We start from the raw sequence: 23,283 nt of genomic DNA, 5'->3' as shown, positions 1-23,283 counted from the left end.
GACTGTCGACGATTTCGCTTTGCTGCTGCCGGATTGCAAGCCGAAGTCGACACTCCGCCAGGACGTTTGGATCCTGATGCCTGAGGTGGGGCTAAGCGCCTGTGGTATCGCTGAACAGCAGCGTCGGCTCAATGAGGATGTCGCGACTGGTCTCACTCTTGTAGATTTCATCGACGCTGCCGAAGCGTGCCTCAGCGTAGTCGAGGCCCAGCTGGTCCGCGGCGTGGCGGACCGCCGCTTCGTTCGGGCCCTCGATCTCCAAGAAAGTCGGCAGGTCCGGCCAGGTATCGAGGTCGAACACCACGTCGCCCAGCTGCCATTCCTCGCGATAGTTCTCCTGGTAGCGGACCTCGTGCAGGCCGAGGTGGGTCAAGATCTCGGCCACGGCGTGCAGGTCACCGACCGTCGTTTCGATCTCGGTGGTGCCGTCGATTGTGCTGGCATCGGTGACTTGCTTGAGGGTGAGCGTCGAGCGAGAGCCCTCATTCCGGAGCCGCACCCACGCGCCCGGGGCGAGTGCATCGTTCTCGAATATCTTGCGGGTCAATAGCGTTCGTGGGAATGACCGGGTGGCACCAAGGGCGGTGAGGTTGGCGCGCACGGCGTCGACGTCGATGGCCAGGAACTTGGCTTCGTACTCATGCTTCATCGAGGCTGGATCCGCCTTTCGTGTGGTTTGTCCGGGTACTTCGCGTTGCACCGGTGAGCTCCCGTTCACTCGGCGTCTGGTCTTGACGGCCGGCTGTGCGTTGTCTGGTGCGACACCGGCGCGTTCAAATCTTCAGCGATGCGAATGCCATGTTCGCGGTCGTGTCGTGATCACGTCGCCGGGTTCGATTCGAGACGACACCTCGGCGGAGAAGACGAGCGAGAACTTGCCCGGTGCGGACTGGTGGAAGTCGAGCGCTTCCAGGATTCCCTGGTAGGTCGTTCCATCCGTCTTGTGTAACTCGACCTGTTGGCCAATCGTGAAGTCTCCCACTGCTGCCCGACCGACGACGAACGGATTCGGTCTGAAACGCACCGGGAAGATGTCTTCGACATAGAATTCGCTCACTACTTGTTCTCGTTTCTTCCCAGCGAGATGGCGTTGCCGGAGCGCATCATCGACGGGCATGCCTCATCTTCCAGCTTCTGGTCACTCTTGTTCCTACTCTGCCCTTGTGCGTACTCGTCGAGGTGGCCGCGCTCGTGCATCGAGTTCCGTGGTAGTGCCAGTTCGTCGGCAAATATGCTGGGGGCCCAAAGCGATATGTCCTGGTGCCGTGCTTGCGCTGGCCTCCATGTAGGCGAAGTAGCCCACGTCATTGGCGGAGCTGGCCGCGTATACGCGGATGCCCGTGAGGTCGACACCGGCTCGGCGAGCCTATTCCTCGATGGGTTCATCGGCGGATGGACTCCGCTTTCGAGAACCTCCCGGTTCGTCCGGCACGTGTTTGAATTCGGTCATGGATCTTGTTCGAGGCGACCGGTCTCGGTCGGCGCCCATGGTCCTGGTAGCACTGTCGGTGGTCGCTGCGTGTAGCACACCCGGATCCGACACACCGTCGACATCGACCGCAACCGTACCCACGCCAGCAGTGGGCTACCCGTGCGACGCCAATGCCGTTACGGGCCGCGTCTTCACAGACGACCGCGGGCCCGAGCAGCCGTTCAGTGTGATGGTTCCCGAGCTTCCGGGATGGAAGCGCACCGAGGTCCCGGGCGTCGACTCCCCCCGGGGACTGACCATTCAGCGCAGAGATCAGCTTCCGGATGTGTTCCATAGTCCGACCGCCACGATCACCGTCAACCCGCTCGGCCCCACACCGACGGTGGAGGACGCCGTGGAAGCGATGCGGCGGATGGTGCAGGCGACACCGGGTTGGCGGACTCAGGACGATCAGAAGATCACAGTGTGTGGTCAGGGCGGCGGAAAAGTCACCGGTGTCTTCCCGCTCGCCCAGGTCGAATGGTGGCAGGACTACCGCCTCGTCGTATGCGCATGCAACGGCGCAATCCACCCGGTCTTATTGGTCGGTCGGACATCGGTGGCGGACCTGGGCAGACTCGTTGCCGACATCGCCATCATCCTCAACGGCGTCCAGATCGTGGCGTGACATCCGGGGCCTGCGTCAGCTTATGGGAACGCAGTGCGGGCCCTGTCAGGTCCACAATCTGCCGGTGCCGACCGCACCATCGGCGGCGTTGAAGTCGATCTGCAGTTGGTCGGGTGTTGCCGTGTAGGGCACCAGGATGTCTACGGCGGGCCCGTCCCGATGTTCGAGAACAGCCTTGATGGCGCTGCCGGTGAACGGTGCTGACACAGTGACATCGAACACAGTCGCGCGGGCGCGCAGGGTAGTTCGGTCGGCGCCGATTTCCATTGCGCTGGTGGCTGTTTGCTCGCCACCGTTCCCACGTTGCTGGGTGTACCGGCGCATGCTTTTCCGTCCCGCGCGGTCGATGACCAGCATGAACGGCGCGAAGGATTCGGATTCTGCGAGGATATGGGCTGCGGCGTCGACCCCGTCGCGCAGGAGAGTGTCATAGTCGTCCTGCACGTGCGGCGCGGCTTCGGTTCGCCAGTCCATGCGGATACACCTTGCTCGAGCGAACTACGGATCGATAAACTTTCCCCGTTGTACGGGGGTGGCCATGAGTTTACAAGTCGATCCAGCGGTTCTCCGTCAGGGCGCATCCGAATTGCAGGTCCAGCGAGGTCTTCTCGACGATGTCTTGGCCGGCATCCGTTTCGAGTACTCCCGCCTGCAGGAGGTGTGGTCGGGTCGGTCCGCGGACTACGTGACCGCGCTATGGGATGGCTTGGTCCCGCGGATCGGTACCCATATCAACGAGCTGAATCGACAGGCCACAAGCTTGACCACGGCCGCCGATGCCCTTGTCGCTCAGGATGAGCGGTTCTCTAGCCAGGTCACGGCGAGGACGTCGAGTCTGGACCTTCCATGACTGCTCGCCACTACGACCTGGATGCCATGCAGACCTTCATCGATTTGGTCGACCAGGCGATCGCCGCCGTCGGCGATCACGGTGCGAAGACGAAGAACATCGCCGACGGCGTCCTTACCCAGTTCAGTGGCGCTGCCGCCCAAGCATTCTCCGACAGCCAGCGCGAATGGCTCTCCAGTACAACGACACTCGTCGACGAACTCCGCGCGGTGCGGGACAAGATCGCGGTCGCACACAGCAACTACCTTCAGGCCGAACAGGCCAATCGGGAAATGCGCTCGTGAGCATCGGGGCCCTCGATGACGACGGTTGATCCCGACACCTACTATCGCGTCGGCGAGGCGTTGACGAAGGTGAGTACTGTCCTGGAAGGCCACCTTCGCGCGCTCGACAAAGGTCTGGACGTCTCGCGGTCGGCCGGGCTGTATCCATACGGCGGACCAAGTTGGGGGCGCAGTTTCGACCAGTCGGCAGCGGACCTGTTCGAGGCTGGGTCGACCGCCGCAATGGCATGCAACGCGCTCGGCATCCAGATCCATACGGCGGGACAGAACCTCGCGCGAGGCGAGAACGCCTCACACCCGGGTACGCCCGATCCCATCCCGGATACGCCGAAGGGGACCACTTTGACCATCAACCTCCACCCGACACAGCTGTCGGTCGGCGGAACTGAGGGGAACCCCGATCATTGGGAACTGGTCGAGTCTCAGGTCACCAGGAAATGGGCCGACTGTGATGACACCCGGATCGGAGCTGCGGGAACGCTTTTGTCGTGGTACGGCACCAGAACGTCGGATTTCGCTACCCAGCTGTACCTTGGTGTCAAGGCGCTCTTTCCCGAGGACGCGCAGCGCGAGGACCCGATTCTGACCGAGTACGTTCAGGACACCGCTGCGGTGAGCCGAGCAATCCAGGCTCACTCGGATGCTGCTAGTTACTTGGGCATTGCGTGCACCCAAGTCGCCGCGACCGCCAAATCGGCCAAGGATGATTGCCGCACCTCACTCGGATTGCTGGCCGTCATCATCGCCTCCTACGAAGCGGACAAACTCGCCGCCGAGAGGCTGCCGGCCAGCGACGGAGCGCAAGCAGCGATCGATGCCTTGATCACCTCGAACAAGACCGAGTACGCCAAGGCCATCTCCGGTCGGCTCGGCGATATCGAGACCAAGGTCGCCGACGCCGTGCGGTCGAACACCGGAATTTATACGATGGCGACCACTGAGACCGCCGACCTGAAGGCGATCTTGGGCCGAACTCCGCGTAGCACCAAATACATCGGCAACCGTGACATACGTCAAAATGACGCGGCGGGAGAAGAAGGTGAGCGGCGCGCGGGCATCGACCCTACGGTGACGAAACGGCAGATCACGATCATCGACCGAGACGGCGCCGAGCATACGTCGTTTCCGGACCGTATCGACGATGAGAATCGCCAGGTCACCGAGGTCAAGAACACCAATGAGATCGCGGGCGCCAAGCAGCAGATCCTTATTCAGGAGCAGTGGGCCAGGAACAACGGCTACACCCTGACGCTGATCGTGGATCACCGGACGCAGATCAACGATCCCGACATCCAGGGCATGATCGATACCGGACAGATCGAACTGATTCGTATGGAACTAGACAACGGACCACCCTCATGATCATCAAGTACGCCCGCATGCCGTACGGAAGCGAGAACGGCGGCACCGAGTGGATGAACGACCTTCCTGTCCGCTACAAGGACGGGCAGCGGGGATTCGACCGACGGATCATGCAGGATCTCGCGGCCGTTGGTGTTCCCTGCTACACGCTGGGTGATTTATCCAATGGTCCCCGGACGATCCCGCAGGGCATCCCGATCTTCATCGACTGGCTGGCCAATCTCGAGACTCGGATCCCGGGGCCGGAAACCGAGCACCGCTCCGCGATCCGGTCCGGACTCATCCGCAATCTGATCGACCCCGCCGCCCGCGGCAACCAGGAGGCCATCGATCTGCTGATCGCTCAGGTCCGTCGCAGGCCACCGATTCCGGAGCGGATGCAGACCTGGGCCGGTGATGCCTTGCGCCTGATCGCGGGGCCGAAGAACTTCGTACAGATTGCGGAACTGCTCGAGGAATTGCCGGAGGGGACCGCGATGCTCCCGCTGGTCGAGTACCTCGGGAAGGTCAAGACACCCGAATCCCGTGATATTGCGTTGAAATACCTCGACGGGCCCGCGCGTGGAAGAGCGATCAAGGCGTTGGTCCAGATGAAGGCCACTGGCGTGCGTCACTTGATCGAACCACTCGTCGATGACCGGGCTCCCGCTGTGCGCAAACAGGCCCAGCGCGCCTTGGAGAAGCTGTCATCGTGACCGGGTAGCCCGAGATACCAGGAAGCCCCGGAGAGCGCTTCTTCGGAGGCTTCGTGGCGTCTCTCTTGGAGTGGCCAAAGCCGGTCAGGCCAGGCCGGGGGCGTCGCCGGGCGCGATGCTGCGGATGGCGCGCGCTGTGACGGCTGGCCTCGGCGGCACCGGAGGGCGGCGGCCCAGTCGTGGTGAGTTCTGCGAACTCGGCGGCCAGCCTGGCGGCCTCCCGAGCCAGGACCGCGGTGAAGGCGGTCACGGCGGCCGCTTCAGCGTCGGCCCCTGCTGTACCTGGTCCGGTCCCCTCCTCGCGTCACTTCTTGTCTTCTTCGGGGGTCCACCCCTCGTACTCGGTGCCCGACAAGTCATCGTGGAACCGCTCGGATAGGTCGACACGTTCGGACTCGGGAACCGCGGCCGCGCGTGCCCGGTGTGCGGCCGCGCGTGCCCGGTATTCGGCCATTTCCTCTTCGGTGAATGGCGGTACGCCCGACTCTTCGGGGGTCTGGAAGATCTTGCCCGCAATTTTTTTGGCCATGTTCTATTCTCCTAATTCCTACAGTTCCACTAGTGTAATCACTGTGCGCATGGTTGCCGGGTCGACGCCTTTGTCCACGCACCGGAATTTCGTACCGGACTTGAACAAGATTTCACCCTCGTTCTGCCCCGACCACGGCCCGTAATTCGACATATTCTCGATCGGTTTACCGGTCTTGGAAATAATGGTAAATTCGGTGTTTCCGTCGAATTTGTTGGATTCGGCGAAACGGGACGTCGACGTGAATGCCGTTTCTGTCGTGTCCTCACCGATCTTGTAGCTATCGATTACGTTTTGGGGAAGTTGGACCTTACGGGAGACCTCGCCTTCGAAGTTGGGGACCTTGTCGAGGGCTTGATTCAGTTCGCGTACCCTGGCCGCCTGCTCTTCGGTGAGATTGCCGCTCCGCAGTGCCTCGTTCAGATCCTTATATCCGTTTCCGGTGTAGCGGCTGATCGCGGCGTATTCCTCATCGGTGAGGCCGAGATCTTTCGCGGTCGGCGCTTTGAACTCTTTCGGTGCCGTTTTCGGCTCCACCTTCGGCGTCGCCTTGGCCTTCAAATCCTTGATGCGTTTCAGTTCTTTCGCATGCTTGGCAAGGGTCTGTTCCGATTTCACCCCTTTCGCGATGGCCCGGTTGGCCTTGAATGCATCGATGAGCGCGCGAATCGGGCGCGCGAATCGGGCGGCGATGGCCACGACACGCGCGCTGGCCACGGCGGCGCCGATACCGAAGGTCACCACGCTTGCCGCGATGGCGATTGCGACGGTGATGAGCAGTTCTTTGAGCAGCTCTTCGCCCAGATCCTCGAGGACCTTTTTCATGTTTTCGCGCAGCTCGACCAGGCCGTCGTGGTGGTCTTTCGCGCTGGCGGACAGTTCATAGAATGCGGCGGTGGTGGTCAGGGCGGCGTCACGCAGGGCGCGCAGATCTTCATCGATGTGTTCGTATTCGGGGCTGACAATCGCCTCGAACGACCAGGCGACCCGTTCCAACGCCCCGGCCATTTTTGCTACGGGTTCGGCGTCGGCGATCTTGGTCCAGGTGTCGGCGGCGCGCGCGAGTAGATCGACATTGCCGTCGGGGATGGTGATTCCGATGGCTTCGGCCAGTTGCACACCGCCATCGATCAGGCCCTGGCCGGGTCCTCCGGCGCTGGGCAGCGGCACCCGGCACAGGTATGCCACAGGGCCGGGGGTGGCCGGTTTAGCCGGTGCCGGGGTGTCGGTGTCGACCGTCGCGTTGTATTCGGCAACGGCGTGGTTGTAGCCCATTTCCAGCAGTAGGACGCCGTAGGCGTGCACCGCTTCGGCGAGGTCATTGGACATGTCCAATAGCTCTTCGGCGCGTGTGTCGTAGGTCTTGGCCCATTTCTTGGCCTCGTCGTACGACCCGGTCATGGCGTGGCACTCGTCGAGGGTCGGCCAGAACGAATCAACGGAGGCGAACCAGTCCGCGGCCAGAGAGACGAGCTTGTTACCGGCGTCGTAGTAGACGCTGGTGTCGACATCGAGAACGGTTGCGGTCACGCGCGCCCCAGAGCGCGCAGGTTCTCGGCTACCGCGTCGTTGTAGGCGGTGTGCGCGGTGCGGGCTGCGGTCTGCATGGCCTCGATTCCCTCCCGAACTTCCTGCGCCGCAGTAGCCCATTCTTGATGCGCTTGGGCTTGCCTGTCGGCGGCGTGGCCGTTCCAGCTCTGTTGCATCACGGCCATGCGTTCATCGATCTCGCGTAGGGATTCCCGTAGGAAATCGTTCAGTCCGCCGATGCGGGCGGTTACGTCGTCCAGGTGGTCGAGATCGACCTGATACCTCATGTGCCACAGTCCTGTTCGGTTACGCGGAATCCGCTACGGGAGATCCAGTGAGGATTGCCGCAGCCCGGTGGCGTTGGTTGTGTCGGTGGCTGTGTATTCGACACCTACCACGCCGAGCAGTTCAGCCATGGTGTTCAGGGCTTCGAGTACCTGCAAGGCGCCGTCGCGGGTTTCCTCCCACCCCGTCGAATAGGCGGTGGCCGCAATGCCTTTCCAGCTCGTCATCAGTCCCTGCACGTCTGCGTCGGCCGAGCGCACACCGTTGACGAGAGTTTGCGCGGTCCGCTGCACATACTGTCCGGCATCCGAAACATGGTCGGGCACAATCGCAAACGGTGACGCGGTGGTTGATGAACCTTCAGCCATGCACGTTCTCTCAGTCGTCGGTCGGTCCTGGTCTTAGTAGGTTAGACGCGGACCACGCATGTTCGGTTCCATCAGAGACTCTCGATCCGAACCACGCATCGGTGGCCACTCGTGCAACCAGCTAGTCGCCGGATAGGACGACAACTCCGGTGGTCTGAAACTTCAACGGCGGCCATGGATGTCGGTTCGTCGCCGCAACTGCCTCGCGGACCTCTGGCGTTTGCGAAAGACTGCTGAGGACGATGGAGACCAGCCACAGTAGAGCGTTGGCTGAAGGTTTTCCGGGCCGCGCATGCTGAGGCCGATCCCGGGGCCGCCTGGGCGCGCATGCGATGGCAGGCGGTCGATGCCGGCCGGTCGATCGCGGTCATCTCGACGATGTGCCGGACAGCCATCGTCGAGCACGGCCGAATACTGAATTCTTGCGTCCGCGTGTTCGATCGATGGAGTAGTTGCACCAGTGGGGCAGCGCCTCTCGTGCGGCAAGCCATGTCTGGGGTATCCCAACGATCGGACCCGTGCGGTTGCCGGTGTAGGCGGCGACGATCCCGCCGACGATGGCGCTGGTGGTGTCGATATCTCCGTCTGCTGCAATACATGTGGTGACTGCGGCCGGATAGTCGTCCAGATATGTGGCCGCGACCCACATCGTGAACGGCACCGTATTCTGCGCGGTGACCAGAGATCCGTTGCCGAGTTCGTTCGCGGCCTCGGCGGCGGGGGATCCGAGCAGCGTGCGGGCGCGGCGGATCAGCCGGGTCGTGTCACTGTGGTCGAGGCGGTCCAGGACGCCGGTAATGAATTCGGTCGGTGTGGGCCGTGTCCCGTTCAGGCGGGCTTGCGCGGCGTGGGCTGCGGCGAGTGCAACCGCGACGGCACCGGTGACCCCTTCGGGATGCAGATGCGTCACCTGCGCCGACCGGACCGCTTCGGCGACAACCTTTTCCGGATCGCCGGCATAAAACGCACCCAACGGAGCAACCCGCATGGCCGCACCGTTGCCACAGGAACCTTCGTCACCGAACGCGGCTGCGGCCGCGGTGCGCCAATGCATGCCATCGCGGACTCGGCGCATGGTGGCGACAGTGTTGAAGCCGTAGTCACGGCCCGGGTCGAAGCGTCGCGCGAAAGCGGCGGCAAGTCGATCCTGGTCGATCTCGCCGCGACTGCACAGCTCGGTAACCACAGAGCAGGCCATCTCGGTGTCGTCGGTCCACCCCCACGGCCCGGCAGGAAGATTACCTTCCCGAAGATCTGCGATGGATCGGCGCATGATCGGGAACTGCTGCCCCAAAGCGTCCCCCACGGACAGTCCATCCAAAGAATCAAGCATCAACTCGACATGCATTGCGTCCGATGATAGCCAAGGGGCAGACGATCTACGCGGATGGCGAATGTGTGATCGAGGCAACTATCCGGAAGTTCCGGATGGTTCGCATCGAAGGTGCTCGCGAGGTCGAGCGTATGTACGAGATATCCACGCGATACGACGAGGGCGCCGCCGAAACCCTCGAAGCCGCTTGGTGCTCAGTTCAGTTCAGTTCACCGAAGTGTCGAGCGGATAGCGGGTGTCGAGGCGGGAACGGTCTCGGTAGAAGAAGTTCAGGACGAGATCGTCGGCGATCTGGACCAATTCATCGCGGCCCTCGACCACAGATACCCACTCGGGCGGCAGGGCGGACAATCCGTGGACTGCACCGATAAGGTTGCCGGCCACCGCACCGGTGGAATCGGAGTCGCCGGAATGGTTCACCGATAGCAGTAGCGCGCCACGCACGTCGCCGGTCCGGAATGCGTACAGCGCGCAGTAGACGGCGATGGCGAGACATTCCTCCGCGACCCAGCCCTGCCCAACTTGCTCGACCCGCTCCGCTGTCGGCGGGCCGAGCTGTGCGAACGCCAGCGCACCGGCCAGGGCGGACACTGTCTCGGAGCTGTCTGCCGGTATCGAGGTGAGTCGGATGATGATGTCGCGCACGGCGATCGGCAGTTCGACCCCACTCAGCACGCTGTCGATCAGGGCCGCGAACGCTCCTGCGGCAAGATAGCCGGTCGGATGGCCGTGGGTGAGCTGAGCGCATCGCATCGCGGCGTCGAACGCCTTATGCGGACCGAGCGCGGCGAGACCGAATGGTGCGGACCGCATCACGGTCCCGCATCCCTTCGAATTCGGATTCACCGGCCCCGGCTCACCGGGCAGATGTGGCGCCCGATATTCCTTCGCTTGGAGCCGCAACCCGCTCGTGCACGCATGGCCCGGCGACCGCATCGCATAAAGGAACTGTCGCCCCGCCAACCAGCCGTCGGGTTCGTGCGCGGGCTTGGCTTGCTCCTGGGTGGTCAGCCAGCGCAGATACGCGCGCCGCAGCACTGGAGCTGGATCCGCGCCGGGCGGACAACGCAGCAAGCCTTCGGCGGTGAACATCGTCATCTGTGTGTCATCGGTAATCTGTTGCGGCGCATCGGCTATCAGGCCAGGCAGGAAATCGGTGACACCGGCCACCCCGTGCTGCTCCCTGATCTGCGCCAACTGCAAAAACTCGATTGGCCACCCGAGCGCATCACCAACCGCCCCACCCAACATCGCCCCACGCACCCGGTCGAACAACTTCTCGTCTTCCCGCACGGGCACCGATCCTTGCATGTTCCCAAATCGACGACTTTTGACACACCGCCTAGTCAGCCAGGTCCGCGGCACGGCTGTCGCCTGCAACCCCGAGAAGGTCCACCACTCGCTGCCATTTCGCCGACTGTTCGTCGGCGCATGTCGCGCATATGTCAACCACCCGTGGCGCCGATCAGTGATTTGGCGGATCAGATCGCGGCGAACGGCCCCGCAGCGGGCTTTGTCCTGTACGTCGATCCGGATTTGGGTGGATTCCGCGCCAGGGTACTCGACTTGCTCGACAACCCGGGCACTGTGGCAGAGGCAGGCACCGGGTCAGGGGTTGCTGAGCCTGGACAACGACGACTGGATCGCTCGCAACTGCCACCAATGAATTCGGTTGTCGCGGTGTTGGTTTCAATCGGAATTGCGATCAAATAGGCTAGGAGAGCGATGAATCCGGACAGGGGCGGCACGGGAAGCGCGAAACGTCAGCGAGACCCCCAAGCCATCGAAGCCCGTAACCGTCGGCTGAACAAGATGAGCGAGGACTCGCGCAACCTTCTCGAGAGCGTCGCCGACCGCCTGCCTTCTGACCTGGTCGAAAGCTACCGCACCTATAGCGACGTGGGGGAGTGGGCGATGCTCGTCGACGTGCTGTGTGCCAGTCTCATCAAGCGCCGGATCCCGGTCACTGAAGCCGAACGCGATGCGATGGCGAACGTGCTCGGCCAGTTCAATCCTCCAGTGGAGGGATACCGCTACCTCAGCGACCCCCAAGGCGTGCTTTCTGAGCTCAACGTGGTCGCTGCGTAAAAATCCTCGGGATCTGATTCGGATGGAACTGTACAACGGACCACCCTCATGATCATCAAGTACATACGCATGCCGTAGCGGAAATGTCATCAGGCGGAAGCGGTCGACGAGTTCGTGCTGCAACAGCGTCTGAAGCAGTGTGCCGCTTCCCCAGCTCTGCAACTCGTCGCCGGGTTCGTCCTCTAGCGCGTGCACCGCCGCGACGATGTCACCCGTCAGCAGGCGAGCGGTGTCAGGGTGCTCGCCGCGCCACGTGGCATCAGCCTCGCTGAGCGAATTGGACACGACGTACTTGGGCAACGAGTTGATCGCCGCGGCAATGGGGTTGGCGGATCGGTCTGATCAGGCCAGTAGCCGCGGAAGATGTCGAACGTTTCGCGACCGAACAGGAACGCGCTGGCGTGGCTGTTGAGTTCGATGACGAACTCGCCGACGAGCCGCGATCTCCGAGAACCAGCAGACCAGTCACGCGAACCAACGAACGGCCCCTTACCGTAAAGGCCTACACGTCAGCTGTTAGCTGCTGCCGGTAACGATGCGATTCACCCACCGATCCTCAAACTGATTGCGAAGTATGATCGCTCGCTCCAGGAGGCGCAGTGCAGTACGTGTTCCGTCATTCGAGGCGGCCGAGCATTCGGCGGCAGCGCACATGCGATCTCTCGGATACCGAGATGCGCGAGTGACCCAGAGAGGGTCGGACGGTGGGATAGATGTCATCGCATCGCAGGCTGTTGCGCAGGTCAAATGGCATATGACGCCGGTCGGTCGTCCCGACATCCAGAAGCTGTATGGCGCCCGCGGAACACGGCATCACCTCGACATGCTGTTCTTCGCTGCGGTCGGATTCAGTGCGCAAGCGATCCAATGCGCAGACGAACTCGGCGTGGCTCTATTGGCAAGCTATATCAACTCTCCGCGAATGCTGGTGATTCACTTCGGCTTCGAGAGAAGTCTGACTGCTGACCAGATAGTTGCTTTCGCCAAAGCAACCCGACTTTTGTAGGTCCAAACTCGCTCATTTGGTGTGATCACCGAGCCTTCAGGAGGCCCAGCACCTGCTGGACACCCCGCGGTGTAGCCGGTCCGGTTGGACGTCGGAGGCGTAGAAGTCGGCGGCGGTTGCAGATAAATCTGTACTTGCTACCCGGGCAAACGGCCCGAAGCGCGTTGCTGGGCCGTTCTTCGTTGCCCCTTGGAAGCGGATTTGCATACTCGGCCAAGGTTAGGATTCCGGGTCCTGGATGGTCTTCTAGTGTCGAGGGGTCTGCCGCTCGGAGCTGATTTTGGGTTTGTCCGTCGTTGGCGCGACTTGGCATTGCCCGCTATTTGTTCTCGAATCGGCTCCAGCGAGCCAGGTCTTCAACGATCGGGCCAGAGTCGGGTACGCGGAACCACCACCACCCGCGTCCGGTTATGTCAATGTTCGCGACCGCTGCCATGCGCTTCCCTGAATCTTCGACAGTGATAGACATGAATCTATCGTCTGCTGCGGAGACGTAGCTCGTCATCTTGGTGCCGAGTGGGGCAGGCAGATTATTGATGGCGCTCTCCAGGTAATCCCGTATGGCATAAGCAGCGTTGAGGTCGTATTCGTTCCAGACAGTGCGGTCCGACCAAGGCAGGTTTCTGTCTCGATCGATCTTCTCGACATGGGCCTCCCATGAGTCTGCCAAGCGGATCGCATCGCGTTCTTCGCCCGATTTCAGTGTGATCGAGTTGCTTTTAATATCGGCGATCTCATCTTCGGAGAAATGAAGATGCGCGTGATCGTCGAGGTTCGACATTCTTTTCCTCACAGTTTCCAGGCGGTTGATTTCCAGGGCATTTCGTAGTTCACAACCACCTTGATTCCCTTGTACACGAATTGCTCGGCCTGTTCCGCTGTGCGTCCGTCGCCCATTGGTTCCGGTGTGCCTTTTGTCAGCGCGTCATGAACTTGTTCGGGAGTTGGTCTGTCCATCGTCGGATTCCCGTCCCCGGTATGGCCGTTGATGAATTCTTCTATCTCGGCTTGAGTGTATTCGCTGTGACGGAAGTCTGGTTCATCGGAATCACCGGCGTGGTCGTCGTCGATGGTCGAGGTCATGCCGATGATGGCGGCGAGGCCGGCGATGGCTTTGTCGAGGTCGGTGGTGGGGAGTGCGTGGAAGGCGTCGATGGTGCCGACGGCGCCGGCCGCGAGGCTGGTGAGGCCGATGATTCGGACCATTTGGCTGGCGCGGTAGGAGGTTTGGATTGCGTTGATGGTGAGGGCAACGTCAGCGTCGATCGCGGCGGCTGCGGCGACGGCGGAGGAGCCGAGGCTGAACAGGAACGCGACACCGGCGGTGATGGCGATCAGGCTGATGGACAGCTCCAGCGCGTTGATCGCGCTGGCATTGTCGTTACCGAGGGCGACGGTCGCGTCGTGGTAGTCCTTGACCGGTGTGGCCATCTTCTGGGAGGCGGTGGCGACAGTGTCGGCGCCGGTTTTCAGGGTGGTGAAGTGGTCTTGGATTAGTTGCCGGTTGGTGGCGTCGTCCATGCCGTCGAACAGAGCCGAGATGGCTGAGATGCGGGCGGCGGCGCCGGTGATGGTGTCGTGGTTGGCGAAGGTGTTCCAGGTGGTGTGGGCTTTGTCGAGTTTGGTGTGGTCACCGTTGGGGAGTTTGCCGAAGGCGGCCAGGACTTTGGCGACGAGTTTGTCCAAGAACTCCTTCAGCCCGCCGTGGTCGGTGAAGCCGATCCCGTTATCGTGCACCGAAGACGGGATGGTGACCTTGTATTCGCCGACTTCCTGTGCGTGGATGCGGGGCGCGGTTGGGTTGCTCTTGTTGGCGATGGAGTAGTGGTAGCCGTTGGCGTACAAGACGGCGCCGTAGTTGGTGAGTGCGTTGGCCAGGCTCGAGCAGGCCTGCATGGTCTGCTGGGCGGCTTTGTCGTAGGTCTCACCCCACTCTTTGCAGCCGGGGGCGTCGCCGGCCATCCCGGCGCATTCACCTTTGACCGCATCGTGGACCGGTTTGTCGGCCTTGCGGAGATCGTCGGCGAGGTCGTGGCATTTCTTGGCGGCGTCGTAGTAGGTCTGCCAGTCGACGATCATGCCTGCCCCGACTCCAGCATGCGCCGGTTGACGTCGATAGCACGCGTGTAGCGGCCGTGCGCTTTCTGCGCGGCGTCACTCACGGCGGCGACGCCTTCGGCGAATTCCCGTGCGGCCGCGAGCCATTGGCTGTGGGCGTCGGCGTAAGCGCTGGCTGCCGCGGATTCCCAGCTGCCGCTGTGCAGGGCGGCGACCTTGTGGTCGAGTTCGTCGAGGTGATCGTGCAAGAACCCGGCGAGGCCGTTGAGGCGGGACACGATCCGGTCGAGTTGGTCGAGGTCGACGCTGAATTGAGAGCTCATGGCAGATCCAGGCTGGAGATACCGGACGCGTTGCCGGTGTCGGTGCTCTTGTAGTTGGCCGCGGTGACGCCCAGCTTCTCGGCAAGAGAAGTCAACGCTTGCATGAGTTGTGTTCCGCCGTCACGGGTTTCGGCCCACCCATTGGAGAACTCGTCGGCCGCGTCGCCGGTCCAGTCGGACGTGAGTAGGGTGTCGACCTCGCGGGCAGCGGAATCGAGGGCCTGCTTCATGGCGTCGGCGATGTTGTAGACGTACTGGCCGATCGCCTGCACATCATCAGGAACGACTGACAGATTCTGGCCAGATCCGGTAGGCCCCCCGCTATCTCCCATGCACACGACGATAACGGCGATCTGCCCCGGGCGTCCATATGCTGTCGGCTGCGCCGGTCGCTCCGCACGTACGTCAACCTGACATGGCCACAGCGCTATTCGGACCCCGATACCTGTTCAGCCCAGCCCTGGCGGTCGCACCATTGTTGGCGCGCAGGGTCATTGAGCGATGGGTATCAGCCCGGCGGTGCCGTTGGGGCAGCCAGATCGTCGGTCGTACTGACATCGGCATGGTCGGCACCGCAGTTCGCTGCGGCTATTCGTCTGTCCGATCGACTCGATCGAGGCTTACGACATATAGGCAGCTAACCCGAACGCAAAGACGCCCCGACCAAGTAACAGGTCGGGGCGCCTTGTCATTTCACACTCGCGCCGGTGTCACGGATTGCAACCGCCCATCTGCTGCATCGACCAGGACGCGATGATGTGCGACAGCGCCCCGAATCCGGCGCCGATCAGCGCGCCAGGTATCGCGCCGATAATGAATATCGGGAGTCCGGCGAGCGCGCCGAGCACAGCGCCTATCCCGGCAGACTCCGCAGGAGGTTATAGCGAGAACTGCTGTGGGGCAGGCTGTTTTGTCGGTGAGGGCAAGATTTCCGGCAGTTAGAAATTGTGGCGACCACTGGTCACCTCATCGCGCTCGAACTGTTTGTCCGAGACGATGTTTCTTGCCCACAAGATCTCGCGGATCTGCACGGCCTTCTGGCGGCGGCCTCCCAGGAGGACATGATGCGCTGGCCGAAGGCTGGCAGCGGGGCCGATCCTGGAGGGAGTTGGTCGCTGCGACCGGCGCCTGCGAATGGTCGCGGCCCGGTGCAAACGCCGCGGTTGGGCGGACCTGAAGGAGGTCACCGACCGGATCGGCTTCGACCCGCTCGGCGAGGTCGCCGCCCGGCTGAACCCGGAAAGGGTGTGGGTGCTCGTCATCGACGGTCTGCGGGCAGGGCGGCACATCTCTGTGCATCCGACCCGCGCCAGCGCCGACAGAGCGATCACCCTGCTCCAGGAGCAAGACCGCGCCACTGGTACCGGCAGCACCGACATCACAATCGCCCTTGTACTCCGCAGTCCCGCCGGCCTCGAGCGACGGCAGCCTGAATCTATAGTCGTGCACTGCTGCGAGAATCGCCGGCGCCGACGCCGGGATCTGTTGCGCGCCAGGGGACTACGGATCAGAAGTTCGAGTCGGCTCGGGTGACTGAGCGTGTTCGGGCGCGCGACCCCTGACTGTCGATGACGTGGGTTATCGGTGGTTGGAACGCGGCGCTTTGACGTCGAACCCAACGTCCGGTACCAATCCCGTGACCCGGTGCGGGAGACATCCCGTCGCCCGGTGAGGTGGTGACGTTGTAACCAGAAAGGTGGTAGCTTGGTGCCTCATAACGTACTGAAAATTTCTGAAAGGTCTGTTGCGGCCCGGCATTTGGGCTAGCTCAGCCTATTGACCAGGCGAATCGTGAAGCGCCGGACCAGGGTTCGAATCCCGTCATCCGCTCCACGAAAAGGCTAGGTCAGCACGGTCGAGACAACTTGGTTGTCAAGATATGCGTCGCCACTTGTGGTCACGACGGCTTCTCAGGGCGCCCGCCTTCCGATCCATGCGCGACTGCTCGGCGTCTTGCGCAGCACGGTCTACCTCTCAGAACTCGGCATGGAGTTACCGCAGATAGTCATGGACTTATCTGCGGTAACTCAGTTAGCGCGACTTTCGCAGATCTGGAAGCACATGGCGGGACCCCCGACAGTTCCCGCGGGCGCGCCCGCGCCCCGGATATCAGGACTGGGGCGAGGGGCGCGGGCGCTGGACGGGTATCAGCCGAGGTCGGGCATTAGTGTGACCTTGAGGGTCGCGTTGTTGCCCCCGCTGTCGTCCTTGACGTAGGTGTAGCCCTTCGGGGCTGTCACCCAGGTTTGGTCGGAACCGACGTAGGGGTTATCCCAATAGATCTCGAATTGGCCGCCGCCACCGTTGAGCGAGAAGATAACGTTTCCCTCGGTGCCAGTGGCAAATCCGTCGGATTCGCTTCCCCACTCCGCCTTCGCGGCGGACTTGAAGACGTCCGGTGGAGTGTCTTGGCCATTGTCGCTCCAGATTCCGTGATCGAGTTCTTTGGATTTCTGGGTGAGTTCCTGGCCCGTGAGGTTGTAGGCCTTGATCCAGTACGACCGTTGCGCCATGGTACGGAGCTCCTTCGTGTGTTTCGCCCGTTCGGGCACGACTCTGGCCAGCCCGAACGGGCTCGTTGGTCGATGTGATCTGTTCTCGGGTGAAGCCCGCGTTCCGGCGGGCCGCCACACCTCCCCTTCGGGCGGGGGATGAGCCACCGGAGCGCTTTCCACAGCCCTGGACGTACTCTTACGGGCCGTGAAAGATCAGAAACAGTGGACCGCCGGGTCGAACGTATCGGCGCGAATTACGCAGCTGGAGTTAAAGTTTCCGTAGACACGAATTTCGTGAGCGGATAGCCCATCGCCCGCGAGTTGCGGGTTCTTATGCGACGCGAGCCGTGGCAGGCTGCGTGATCGAATTACTTGCCGCGTGACCGCTACCCCGGGCTACTCGAGCGCAGCCATCCCTTTGCCGATGGCGGCGTTGATGATCTGGTTCCTGTCTTCGATCAGCTCAGCCATGGTCTCATCCTCACTGTGGAAGCACCGGCACCAAGCCTCCACCGGCGGTACGCCGCACCGATCTCGTAGTCGTCGTCCAGGGCCAACCTTCGGAATCAAGTAAACCAAGACCGCAAACAGGCCGCAGCGATTCCGTACATCCAACCCGAAAAACGTCTCTGACCAGCACTTCCGTTGATTTTGCGCGTTTTCTACCGCGGCGATCAGAACATCGAGCACTTGCTTCGCAACATCAATAAGTCCACCGCGCGGTCGTTGGTAAACACTCGATCCACGCCAAGTCGGACGCCTCGCCAACGCACTCGACCCGATCCGCACCTTCCTTATCGGCAGCACGGCGAATATTCACTGGCCGTAACCGGCCTGGACGCGGGATCATTGCTCACCTGCATCGCTCGTTAATTCGAGACGAGGGGGGAGCATGAGTTCACGCGCGACGGCGGTCAAGCTGGTGCTGCGTTTCTATGGCCGGGAAATGGCCTCTCGCAAGGCCACAACGATTCCGGCGCTGTTGGCGCCGGCGCTTGGCAATGTCTGCAATTTGTACGTCGCACCGCTGATCGTCGCCATGATGGTCGGTCGGGTCGCGGTAACCGGGGATACGAGTTTCGGGGCTCTGGCTTCCTATATTCTCGCCTTCGGTGGCACCCTGCTGCTCGCGGAACTGCTGTGGCGCATCGGGATTCACTGCTTGAACCGAGTCGACGCCTACGGCATCGAGCATCTGTATGTGCTTGCCATGGACGAGTTGCTCGCCAAGGACGCGGCGTTCTTCCACAACAACTTCGCCGGTTCGCTGACGAAGCGCTCGCTCAGCTTCGCGGCTCGGTTCGAACAGTTCGTGGATACCCTCGCCTTCGAGATCCTGGCGGCACTGGTGCCGCTGCTGTTCGCCTCGGTTGTGTTGTGGCGCTACAACCCCGTCCTGGTCGCCGTGTTGGTGGGGATGATCGTGGTGACCGCGCTGGTCATCATGCCCTTGATCCAGCGCCGCCAGAAGCTGGTGGACGACCGAGAGGCCGCCATTGCGCAGGTTTCCGGGCATGTGGCCGACAGCCTGGCCAATATGCAGGTGGTGCGCGCCTTCGCTGCCGAACCACAGGAGGCGGCCGAGCATCAGCGGCGGGTCGCCTCGTCGCGGCGAAAGTCGTTGCGCTCCTGGGATTACGCGAACCTGCGGATAGATACGCTGGTGGCGCCGCTGGTGGCGCTCACCAACGTGATCGGCCTGCTGGTCGCGTTGGGTCTCGGCGGCGGGAATGCGGGGGTGGAGGCCATTGTGGTGGCATTCACCTACTACTTCAACGCCACCGGGATCATGTTCCGGTTCAACCAGATCTACCGGCGGTTGGAGACCGTGCTCACCGAGGCGGCGCAGTTCACCGAACTGCTGCTGGACGAACCGAAGGTGCTCGATACCAAATATCCGGAACCACTGCGGCCCAAGGGCTTCGACGTGCGGTTCGAGAAGGTGAACTTCACGCATGGGGGCGCGCGCCAGCTGTTCCACGAATTGGATCTGCACGTGCCCAGTGGCACCAAGGTAGGCCTGGTCGGACGATCCGGTGGTGGCAAGACCACCATCACCCAACTACTGCTGCGGTTGATGGATATCCAATCCGGAACCATACGCATCGGCGGGCAGGACATCGCCCGGCTGCGGCAGGCGGATCTGCGCGGTCTGATCGCCTACGTGCCACAGGATCCGGCCATGTTTCACCGGACTCTGAGCGAGAACATCCGGTTCGCACGCCCGGACGCCACGGACGAGGAGATCCTGCGGGCCGCCAAGGCCGCGCACGTCACCGAGTTCGCGGACGCGCTGCCGCAGGGTATGGAAACGCTCATCGGCGAGCGCGGCGTGAAACTGTCCGGCGGCCAGCGTCAGCGGGTCGCACTGGCCAGGGCCATTCTGCGGGACGCGCCCATCCTGCTCTTGGACGAGGCCACCAGTGCCCTCGACTCGGAAAGCGAATTGCTTGTGCAGCAGGCGCTCTGGGAGTTGATGGAAGGGCGTACGGCGCTGGTCGTCGCGCATCGGCTGAGCACGGTGGCCGGGATGGACCGGCTGGTGGTGCTCGACCGCGGGCGACTCGTCGAGGAGGGGACACACGAGGAGTTGCTTTCCGCGGAAGGAACATACGCGCAGCTGTGGCGGTACCAGTCGGGTGGATTCCTCGGCGAGGACGTGGTCGCTCATTGATCGGATGAGGCCAGCCGCAGTGCCGGATAGGTGATCGTCAGCGGGTCAGCTGGCGCGTTGACGGCCGATCGCGGTGTCAGCGGAGGTGTCAGGTGTGTGTCAGGTCGGTGTCAGTCAGTCCGGCGACAGTGTGTGCATCAACAAAACGACCGGCGCCGACACGGTTCCAGTCGGTGCCACAACCGATTTCGAGGAGTACACGACATGTCCATCACCATCACCCTGACCGACCAGGACAAGAGCACCCTGCGCACCGCCGCCTATGGCGCCGTGTCGCTGATGGCCGCCTCCGGTGCGCCGCACAAGGGCATCACGCACGGTTCTATCGCCCTGACCTCGGCGACCGGGCTGGTCGGGCATGTGCTCGCTGCCAAGTCCAAAGACATCCACTTGCAAGGCAAGTCCGTCGCCGAACTCGCCGACCAGGTGCTGCCGAGCCTGACCGCGGCCATGAGCCTGCTCGTCACCCAACATCCCGACGAGGCCGACAACTTCCGCGACACTGTCCTGGTGGCCGTCGAAGCCGCCGCCCAGCCCCGCAAGGGCGAGCCCAGCCCCGCCGTGGCTGCGATGGCCCGCAAGATCACCGCGGCCCTCGACGCCGCCTGACGGGTGCGGGCTCGGGGCCCTCTCGGTCTCGGTTCAGCGGGTGGCGATGATTGCCGAGCCGTGACCGAAGAGGCCCTGATTCACCGCGATGCCCGCCCGCGCGTTCTCCACTTGGCGGCCGTCGGCCTGGCCGCGCAATTGCCAGGTGAGCTCGCAGATCTGAGCGATCGCCTGCGCGGGGATCGCCTCACCGAAGCAGGCCAGCCCACCACTGGGGTTCACCGGCACCCGTCCGCCCAAAGTTGTTGCGCCGCTGCGCAGCAGTTCCTCGGCGCCGCCCGTGTCGCAGAGCCCGATGTCCTCGTACCAGTCCAACTCCAGCGCGGTCGAGAGGTCGTAGACCTCCGCGAAGGACAGGTCGGATGGCCCGAGCCCGGCCTCCTCGTACGCGGCGTGCGCGATGGCGGAACGGAACGCGTGCGGCGGAGGCTCGACGGCCACGGCGGAGTCCGTCGCGAAATCCGGCAGGTCGAGGACGGTCTTCGGGAACGTCGGCGTGACCGTCGACAGCGCCCGGATACGGACCGGGTCGGTGACGCCGTGGCGGCGGGCGTACTCCATCGACGTCAGCACCAGTGCCGCACCGCCGTCACTGGTCGCGCAGATGTCGAGCAGCCGCAGCGGGTCCGAGACGATCGCCGAGGCCGCGACCTCCTCGGCCGAAACCTCCTTGCGGTAGCGGGCGTACGGGTTGTTCAGGCCGTGCTTGGCGTTCTTCACCTTGACCGCGGCGAAATCGTCGAGCGTTGCGCCGTGCAGCGCCATCCGGCGGCGGGCATAGAGCGCGAAATAGATGGGGTTGGTGGCACCGAGCAGGTGGAAGCGCAACCAGTCCGGATCGTCGCGGCGTTCACCGCCGACCGGCTGGAAGAAGCCCTTCGGGGCGGCATCCGCGCCGATCACCAGCGCTATATCGGTCAACCCGGCCAGGATCTGGGCCCGCGCATTGGCGATGGCCTGCGCACCGGAGGCGCAGGCGGCATAGCTGCTCGAGATCCGCGCACCCGACCAGCCCAATGCCTGGGCGAAGGTCGCACCGGAGACGAAACCGGGGTATCCATTGCGGATCGTGTCCGCACCGGCGATGTAGCCGACGTCGCGGTGGTCCACCCCGGCATCGGCCAGCGCCGCGCGGGCCGCGACCAGCCCGTATTCGACGAAATTGCGCCCCCACTTGCCCCACTGGTGCATGCCCGCACCGAGGACGGCAATGTCGCGATCATTCCTGTCAGGCATCGACCGGCCTCCACATCCACACCGTGTACTCGGCTTCCTCGTCCTCGTACAGCACGCCGAGGGTCAGTTCGACCGGCATGCCGACGGCCAGGTCGTCCACCGTCAGGCCGCGCACGACCTGCCCGAGAATCACCATCTGTTCGACTTCGAGCTCCACCGCCGCGACGACATACGGCTCGAACGGATCGGGCGAGATATAGGGCGGAGGCGGCTTGTACCGGGCATCCGCGTACGACCAGATCCGGCCACGCGTGGAGAGCAGGTACTCGACCAGCTCGGAGCCGTCCTTCGGACTTGCACACTGCGGGTTGCGACAGGCCAGCGTGTTCCGCGGGAAATACGGTGTGCCGCACACATCGCAGCGACTTCCCACGAGACGTACCGCGCCGTCGTCCGCAGTGAACCAATCTGCCACCGCGGGGCGTTGTTCTTTCTGCACAAACCCGACGCTATAGGAACACGTTCTATTTTGGGGCTGAAATCCGCTCCGCCGATGTACGCGCGCAGGTACCGTGGGTGCGGATCGAGGACGCGACGAGACCCTCGAGTCGACTTGGAGTACCGCAACGCCGATGGGCACCAAAGCCATTGACCCGCAGTCGATCCGCAACGTCACGATCATCGGGGACCCCGACGACACGACGCGAGTCGTCCACCGCCTGTTCCGCTGTTTCGCCAGGACCGGGTCCGGCGCGGCGGCCACGGTCCATTGGGTGACGGGCCGCGTCGATCACACAATCCATATCGCCGAGCTGTCGAGCCACGCGCCCATCGCGGACCTGGAGCGGTCCATCCGGGTAGCCGATGGAGTGATCGCGGTCGTGAACGCTGCCGTGAAGAGTGCGCCGCGACTCGAGACGATACTGCGGCTTGCCGATGACTATCAGGTCGCACGGCTGTGTCTGGTGACCGGACTCGGTCATCGCGCCGCCGACTTCGACCGCTGCGTCCGCACGATCGCCGAGACGCGCGGGGCGGTGCCGGTGACGCTGCAGATTCCTATCGGCACCGAGTTCGAAGGCGTCATCGATCTGGTCCCGATGTGGGCGCTCGAGCCGATGGCCGCCGAGTTCTACGGCAGCCATTGGAAAGTCGCCGAGCGGTGGTACCGCAACCTCGTGGCCACGGTGATGGAACAGGACGCGGCGGATTCGGACGCCATCCTCGGCCTGCGAGAGATCCCACCCGAACAGTTGCATGAGCGCATCCGCTGCCTCACGCGCATCGGCGACGCCGTGCCGGTCCTGTGTGACGCGGCGCCGTGGAGTGACGACATCGCCCCGCTCCTGGACGCCATCGTCCGGTATCTGCCGTCTCCCATGCACGTCTGTCAGCCGGAACATGCCCTCGACTATTGACCGACGCTGCCATAGGGCGAATTCGGCAGATCAGCAGCAATAGTCGGGTTTCTGCGTTTGTGCCCCGGGATGTCGCCGACCTGTTGCATCGCGCGAGGGCG

Annotated in this window: 29 protein-coding genes and 1 pseudogene; 11 read left to right on the top strand and 19 right to left on the bottom strand. The window is 63.1% G+C overall.

What is annotated here, in order from left to right; all coding sequences use genetic code 11:
- Nucleotides 1-91: 91 nt before the first annotated feature.
- On the bottom strand, nt 92-649 hold the full coding sequence (locus ACHQ4I_RS02075; protein WP_420769919.1) for a class IV adenylate cyclase: 558 nt from the start codon (nt 647-649) through the stop codon (nt 92-94).
- 132 nt (nt 650-781) lie between these two features.
- Entirely contained in the window at nt 782-1,117 is a 336-nt protein-coding gene (locus ACHQ4I_RS02070; RefSeq protein WP_420769918.1) for a cupin domain-containing protein, read from the bottom strand.
- Between the two features lie 463 nt (nt 1,118-1,580).
- Between ACHQ4I_RS02070 and ACHQ4I_RS02065 the strand changes: the two genes are divergently transcribed.
- A complete protein-coding gene (locus tag ACHQ4I_RS02065; protein ID WP_420769917.1) occupies nt 1,581-2,099 on the top strand; it encodes a hypothetical protein in 519 nt (172 codons plus the stop codon).
- Nucleotides 2,100-2,144: 45 nt separating this feature from the next.
- On the opposite strand, the gene ACHQ4I_RS02060 is transcribed toward ACHQ4I_RS02065, so the two are convergent.
- On the bottom strand, nt 2,145-2,573 hold the full coding sequence (locus ACHQ4I_RS02060) for a hypothetical protein (RefSeq protein WP_420769916.1): 429 nt from the start codon (nt 2,571-2,573) through the stop codon (nt 2,145-2,147).
- Here ACHQ4I_RS02060 and ACHQ4I_RS02055 point away from each other — a divergent pair.
- From ACHQ4I_RS02055 to ACHQ4I_RS02040, 4 genes are read left to right on the top strand one after another with little or no spacing between them, the layout of a single operon-like run.
- Nucleotides 2,572-2,949, top strand: a complete 378-nt coding sequence (locus tag ACHQ4I_RS02055; protein ID WP_420769915.1) for a WXG100 family type VII secretion target — start codon at nt 2,572-2,574, stop codon at nt 2,947-2,949. The two genes, ACHQ4I_RS02060 and ACHQ4I_RS02055, sit on opposite strands and share 2 nt — an antisense overlap.
- Nucleotides 2,946-3,233: a WXG100 family type VII secretion target gene (locus ACHQ4I_RS02050; protein ID WP_420769914.1), complete on the top strand. Its 288-nt coding sequence runs from the start codon at nt 2,946-2,948 to the stop codon at nt 3,231-3,233. Before ACHQ4I_RS02055 ends, ACHQ4I_RS02050 begins: the two co-directional genes overlap by 4 nt.
- Nucleotides 3,234-3,248: 15 nt before the next feature.
- Nucleotides 3,249-4,595, top strand: coding sequence for a putative toxin (locus ACHQ4I_RS02045; RefSeq protein ID WP_420769913.1), 1,347 nt, complete (start codon nt 3,249-3,251; stop codon nt 4,593-4,595).
- Nucleotides 4,592-5,290: a HEAT repeat domain-containing protein gene (locus ACHQ4I_RS02040; protein ID WP_420769912.1), complete on the top strand. Its 699-nt coding sequence runs from the start codon at nt 4,592-4,594 to the stop codon at nt 5,288-5,290. The genes ACHQ4I_RS02045 and ACHQ4I_RS02040 overlap by 4 nt, the downstream gene beginning before the upstream one ends.
- A gap of 304 nt (nt 5,291-5,594) precedes the next feature.
- Here the strand turns inward: ACHQ4I_RS02040 and ACHQ4I_RS02035 are convergent, their stop codons facing one another.
- The 6 genes from ACHQ4I_RS02035 to ACHQ4I_RS02010 all read right to left on the bottom strand — a co-directional run bounded on the left by ACHQ4I_RS02035 (nt 5,595) and on the right by ACHQ4I_RS02010 (nt 10,628).
- Nucleotides 5,595-5,819: a hypothetical protein gene (locus ACHQ4I_RS02035; protein WP_420769911.1), complete on the bottom strand. Its 225-nt coding sequence runs from the start codon at nt 5,817-5,819 to the stop codon at nt 5,595-5,597.
- A gap of 18 nt (nt 5,820-5,837) precedes the next feature.
- Nucleotides 5,838-6,644 (bottom strand): ADP-ribosyltransferase, encoded by an 807-nt coding sequence (locus ACHQ4I_RS02030; protein WP_420770167.1) that lies wholly within the window; start codon nt 6,642-6,644, stop codon nt 5,838-5,840.
- Nucleotides 6,645-7,345: 701 nt separating this feature from the next.
- The gene (locus tag ACHQ4I_RS02025; RefSeq protein ID WP_420769910.1) at nt 7,346-7,636 is read right to left on the bottom strand and encodes a WXG100 family type VII secretion target; all 291 of its coding nucleotides are present in this window, start codon (nt 7,634-7,636) and stop codon (nt 7,346-7,348) included.
- A gap of 33 nt (nt 7,637-7,669) precedes the next feature.
- Nucleotides 7,670-7,960, bottom strand: coding sequence for a WXG100 family type VII secretion target (locus ACHQ4I_RS02020; RefSeq protein ID WP_420769909.1), 291 nt, complete (start codon nt 7,958-7,960; stop codon nt 7,670-7,672).
- A 409-nt stretch (nt 7,961-8,369) separates the two neighbouring features.
- Complete coding sequence (locus ACHQ4I_RS02015) at nt 8,370-9,308, bottom strand: ADP-ribosylglycohydrolase family protein (RefSeq protein ID WP_420769908.1); 939 nt, start codon at nt 9,306-9,308, stop codon at nt 8,370-8,372.
- 231 nt (nt 9,309-9,539) lie between these two features.
- Entirely contained in the window at nt 9,540-10,628 is a 1,089-nt protein-coding gene (locus ACHQ4I_RS02010) for an ADP-ribosylglycohydrolase family protein (protein ID WP_420769907.1), read from the bottom strand.
- A gap of 162 nt (nt 10,629-10,790) precedes the next feature.
- Here ACHQ4I_RS02010 and ACHQ4I_RS02005 point away from each other — a divergent pair, with 162 nt between their 5' ends.
- Nucleotides 10,791-11,048, top strand: a complete 258-nt coding sequence (locus ACHQ4I_RS02005) for a hypothetical protein (protein WP_420770194.1) — start codon at nt 10,791-10,793, stop codon at nt 11,046-11,048.
- Between the two features lie 12 nt (nt 11,049-11,060).
- Nucleotides 11,061-11,423 (top strand): hypothetical protein, encoded by a 363-nt coding sequence (locus tag ACHQ4I_RS02000; RefSeq protein ID WP_420770193.1) that lies wholly within the window; start codon nt 11,061-11,063, stop codon nt 11,421-11,423.
- An 87-nt stretch (nt 11,424-11,510) separates the two neighbouring features.
- Here ACHQ4I_RS02000 and ACHQ4I_RS01995 read toward each other — a convergent pair.
- Nucleotides 11,511-11,723: pseudogene (locus tag ACHQ4I_RS01995) on the bottom strand (dihydrofolate reductase family protein); the annotation flags it as partial.
- A 274-nt stretch (nt 11,724-11,997) separates the two neighbouring features.
- Between ACHQ4I_RS01995 and ACHQ4I_RS01990 the strand changes: the two are divergent.
- On the top strand, nt 11,998-12,429 hold the full coding sequence (locus ACHQ4I_RS01990; protein WP_420769906.1) for a restriction endonuclease: 432 nt from the start codon (nt 11,998-12,000) through the stop codon (nt 12,427-12,429).
- 319 nt (nt 12,430-12,748) lie between these two features.
- Here ACHQ4I_RS01990 and ACHQ4I_RS01985 read toward each other — a convergent pair whose 3' ends face one another.
- From ACHQ4I_RS01985 to ACHQ4I_RS01955, 7 genes are all read right to left on the bottom strand, one after another.
- Nucleotides 12,749-13,210, bottom strand: coding sequence for a hypothetical protein (locus ACHQ4I_RS01985; protein WP_420769905.1), 462 nt, complete (start codon nt 13,208-13,210; stop codon nt 12,749-12,751).
- Nucleotides 13,211-13,218: 8 nt separating this feature from the next.
- Nucleotides 13,219-14,508, bottom strand: coding sequence for a hypothetical protein (locus ACHQ4I_RS01980; RefSeq protein WP_420769904.1), 1,290 nt, complete (start codon nt 14,506-14,508; stop codon nt 13,219-13,221).
- Nucleotides 14,505-14,810, bottom strand: a complete 306-nt coding sequence (locus ACHQ4I_RS01975; protein ID WP_420769903.1) for a WXG100 family type VII secretion target — start codon at nt 14,808-14,810, stop codon at nt 14,505-14,507. Before ACHQ4I_RS01975 ends, ACHQ4I_RS01980 begins: the two co-directional genes overlap by 4 nt.
- Complete coding sequence (locus ACHQ4I_RS01970; protein ID WP_420769902.1) at nt 14,807-15,142, bottom strand: WXG100 family type VII secretion target; 336 nt, start codon at nt 15,140-15,142, stop codon at nt 14,807-14,809. Before ACHQ4I_RS01970 ends, ACHQ4I_RS01975 begins: the two co-directional genes overlap by 4 nt.
- A 378-nt stretch (nt 15,143-15,520) precedes the next feature.
- Complete coding sequence (locus tag ACHQ4I_RS01965; protein WP_420769901.1) at nt 15,521-15,658, bottom strand: hypothetical protein; 138 nt, start codon at nt 15,656-15,658, stop codon at nt 15,521-15,523.
- Nucleotides 15,659-16,957: 1,299 nt separating this feature from the next.
- A complete protein-coding gene (locus ACHQ4I_RS01960; protein WP_420769900.1) occupies nt 16,958-17,323 on the bottom strand; it encodes a hypothetical protein in 366 nt (121 codons plus the stop codon).
- Nucleotides 17,324-17,701: 378 nt separating this feature from the next.
- Entirely contained in the window at nt 17,702-17,995 is a 294-nt protein-coding gene (locus tag ACHQ4I_RS01955) for a hypothetical protein (protein WP_420769899.1), read from the bottom strand.
- Between the two features lie 202 nt (nt 17,996-18,197).
- Here ACHQ4I_RS01955 and ACHQ4I_RS01950 point away from each other — a divergent pair, with 202 nt between their 5' ends.
- Entirely contained in the window at nt 18,198-19,979 is a 1,782-nt protein-coding gene (locus ACHQ4I_RS01950) for an ABC transporter ATP-binding protein (protein WP_420769898.1), read from the top strand.
- Between the two features lie 204 nt (nt 19,980-20,183).
- On the top strand, nt 20,184-20,588 hold the full coding sequence (locus tag ACHQ4I_RS01945) for a hypothetical protein (RefSeq protein ID WP_420769897.1): 405 nt from the start codon (nt 20,184-20,186) through the stop codon (nt 20,586-20,588).
- A gap of 33 nt (nt 20,589-20,621) precedes the next feature.
- On the opposite strand, the gene ACHQ4I_RS01940 is transcribed toward ACHQ4I_RS01945, so the two are convergent.
- Nucleotides 20,622-21,824, bottom strand: coding sequence for a lipid-transfer protein (locus tag ACHQ4I_RS01940; RefSeq protein WP_420769896.1), 1,203 nt, complete (start codon nt 21,822-21,824; stop codon nt 20,622-20,624).
- Nucleotides 21,817-22,263, bottom strand: coding sequence for an OB-fold domain-containing protein (locus tag ACHQ4I_RS01935; RefSeq protein ID WP_476445380.1), 447 nt, complete (start codon nt 22,261-22,263; stop codon nt 21,817-21,819). The genes ACHQ4I_RS01940 and ACHQ4I_RS01935 overlap by 8 nt, the downstream gene beginning before the upstream one ends.
- A gap of 133 nt (nt 22,264-22,396) precedes the next feature.
- Here ACHQ4I_RS01935 and ACHQ4I_RS01930 point away from each other — a divergent pair, with 133 nt between their 5' ends.
- Nucleotides 22,397-23,182 (top strand): GTP-binding protein, encoded by a 786-nt coding sequence (locus tag ACHQ4I_RS01930; protein WP_420769895.1) that lies wholly within the window; start codon nt 22,397-22,399, stop codon nt 23,180-23,182.
- Nucleotides 23,183-23,283 lie beyond the last annotated feature (101 nt).

The organism is Nocardia nepalensis, from assembly GCF_048910785.1.
Taxonomy (GTDB): domain Bacteria; phylum Actinomycetota; class Actinomycetes; order Mycobacteriales; family Mycobacteriaceae; genus Nocardia; species Nocardia nepalensis.
The sequence above is the reverse complement of the archived record's forward strand: the minus strand, read 5'-3'. Positions and strand labels throughout refer to the sequence as shown.

Bases quoted from the DNA above. Each gene is read 5' to 3' on its own strand.
- ACHQ4I_RS02075 (WP_420769919.1), bottom strand. From the start codon at position 649: ATGAAGCATGAGTACGAAGCCAAGTTCCTGGCCATCGACGTCGACGCC.
- ACHQ4I_RS02070 (WP_420769918.1), bottom strand. From the start codon at position 1,117: ATGCCCGTCGATGATGCGCTCCGGCAACGCCATCTCGCTGGGAAGAAA.
- ACHQ4I_RS02055 (WP_420769915.1), top strand. From the start codon at position 2,572: ATGCGGATACACCTTGCTCGAGCGAACTACGGATCGATAAACTTTCCC.
- ACHQ4I_RS02060 (WP_420769916.1), bottom strand. From the start codon at position 2,573: ATGGACTGGCGAACCGAAGCCGCGCCGCACGTGCAGGACGACTATGAC.
- ACHQ4I_RS02050 (WP_420769914.1), top strand. From the start codon at position 2,946: ATGACTGCTCGCCACTACGACCTGGATGCCATGCAGACCTTCATCGAT.
- ACHQ4I_RS02045 (WP_420769913.1), top strand. From the start codon at position 3,249: ATGACGACGGTTGATCCCGACACCTACTATCGCGTCGGCGAGGCGTTG.
- ACHQ4I_RS02040 (WP_420769912.1), top strand. From the start codon at position 4,592: ATGATCATCAAGTACGCCCGCATGCCGTACGGAAGCGAGAACGGCGGC.
- ACHQ4I_RS02035 (WP_420769911.1), bottom strand. From the start codon at position 5,819: ATGGCCAAAAAAATTGCGGGCAAGATCTTCCAGACCCCCGAAGAGTCG.
- ACHQ4I_RS02030 (WP_420770167.1), bottom strand. From the start codon at position 6,644: ATGAAAAAGGTCCTCGAGGATCTGGGCGAAGAGCTGCTCAAAGAACTG.
- ACHQ4I_RS02025 (WP_420769910.1), bottom strand. From the start codon at position 7,636: ATGAGGTATCAGGTCGATCTCGACCACCTGGACGACGTAACCGCCCGC.
- ACHQ4I_RS02000 (WP_420770193.1), top strand. From the start codon at position 11,061: ATGAATCCGGACAGGGGCGGCACGGGAAGCGCGAAACGTCAGCGAGAC.
- ACHQ4I_RS01990 (WP_420769906.1), top strand. From the start codon at position 11,998: ATGATCGCTCGCTCCAGGAGGCGCAGTGCAGTACGTGTTCCGTCATTC.
- ACHQ4I_RS01985 (WP_420769905.1), bottom strand. From the start codon at position 13,210: ATGTCGAACCTCGACGATCACGCGCATCTTCATTTCTCCGAAGATGAG.
- ACHQ4I_RS01980 (WP_420769904.1), bottom strand. From the start codon at position 14,508: ATGATCGTCGACTGGCAGACCTACTACGACGCCGCCAAGAAATGCCAC.
- ACHQ4I_RS01975 (WP_420769903.1), bottom strand. From the start codon at position 14,810: ATGAGCTCTCAATTCAGCGTCGACCTCGACCAACTCGACCGGATCGTG.
- ACHQ4I_RS01970 (WP_420769902.1), bottom strand. From the start codon at position 15,142: ATGGGAGATAGCGGGGGGCCTACCGGATCTGGCCAGAATCTGTCAGTC.
- ACHQ4I_RS01960 (WP_420769900.1), bottom strand. From the start codon at position 17,323: ATGGCGCAACGGTCGTACTGGATCAAGGCCTACAACCTCACGGGCCAG.
- ACHQ4I_RS01950 (WP_420769898.1), top strand. From the start codon at position 18,198: ATGAGTTCACGCGCGACGGCGGTCAAGCTGGTGCTGCGTTTCTATGGC.
- ACHQ4I_RS01945 (WP_420769897.1), top strand. From the start codon at position 20,184: ATGTCCATCACCATCACCCTGACCGACCAGGACAAGAGCACCCTGCGC.
- ACHQ4I_RS01940 (WP_420769896.1), bottom strand. From the start codon at position 21,824: ATGCCTGACAGGAATGATCGCGACATTGCCGTCCTCGGTGCGGGCATG.
- ACHQ4I_RS01930 (WP_420769895.1), top strand. From the start codon at position 22,397: ATGGGCACCAAAGCCATTGACCCGCAGTCGATCCGCAACGTCACGATC.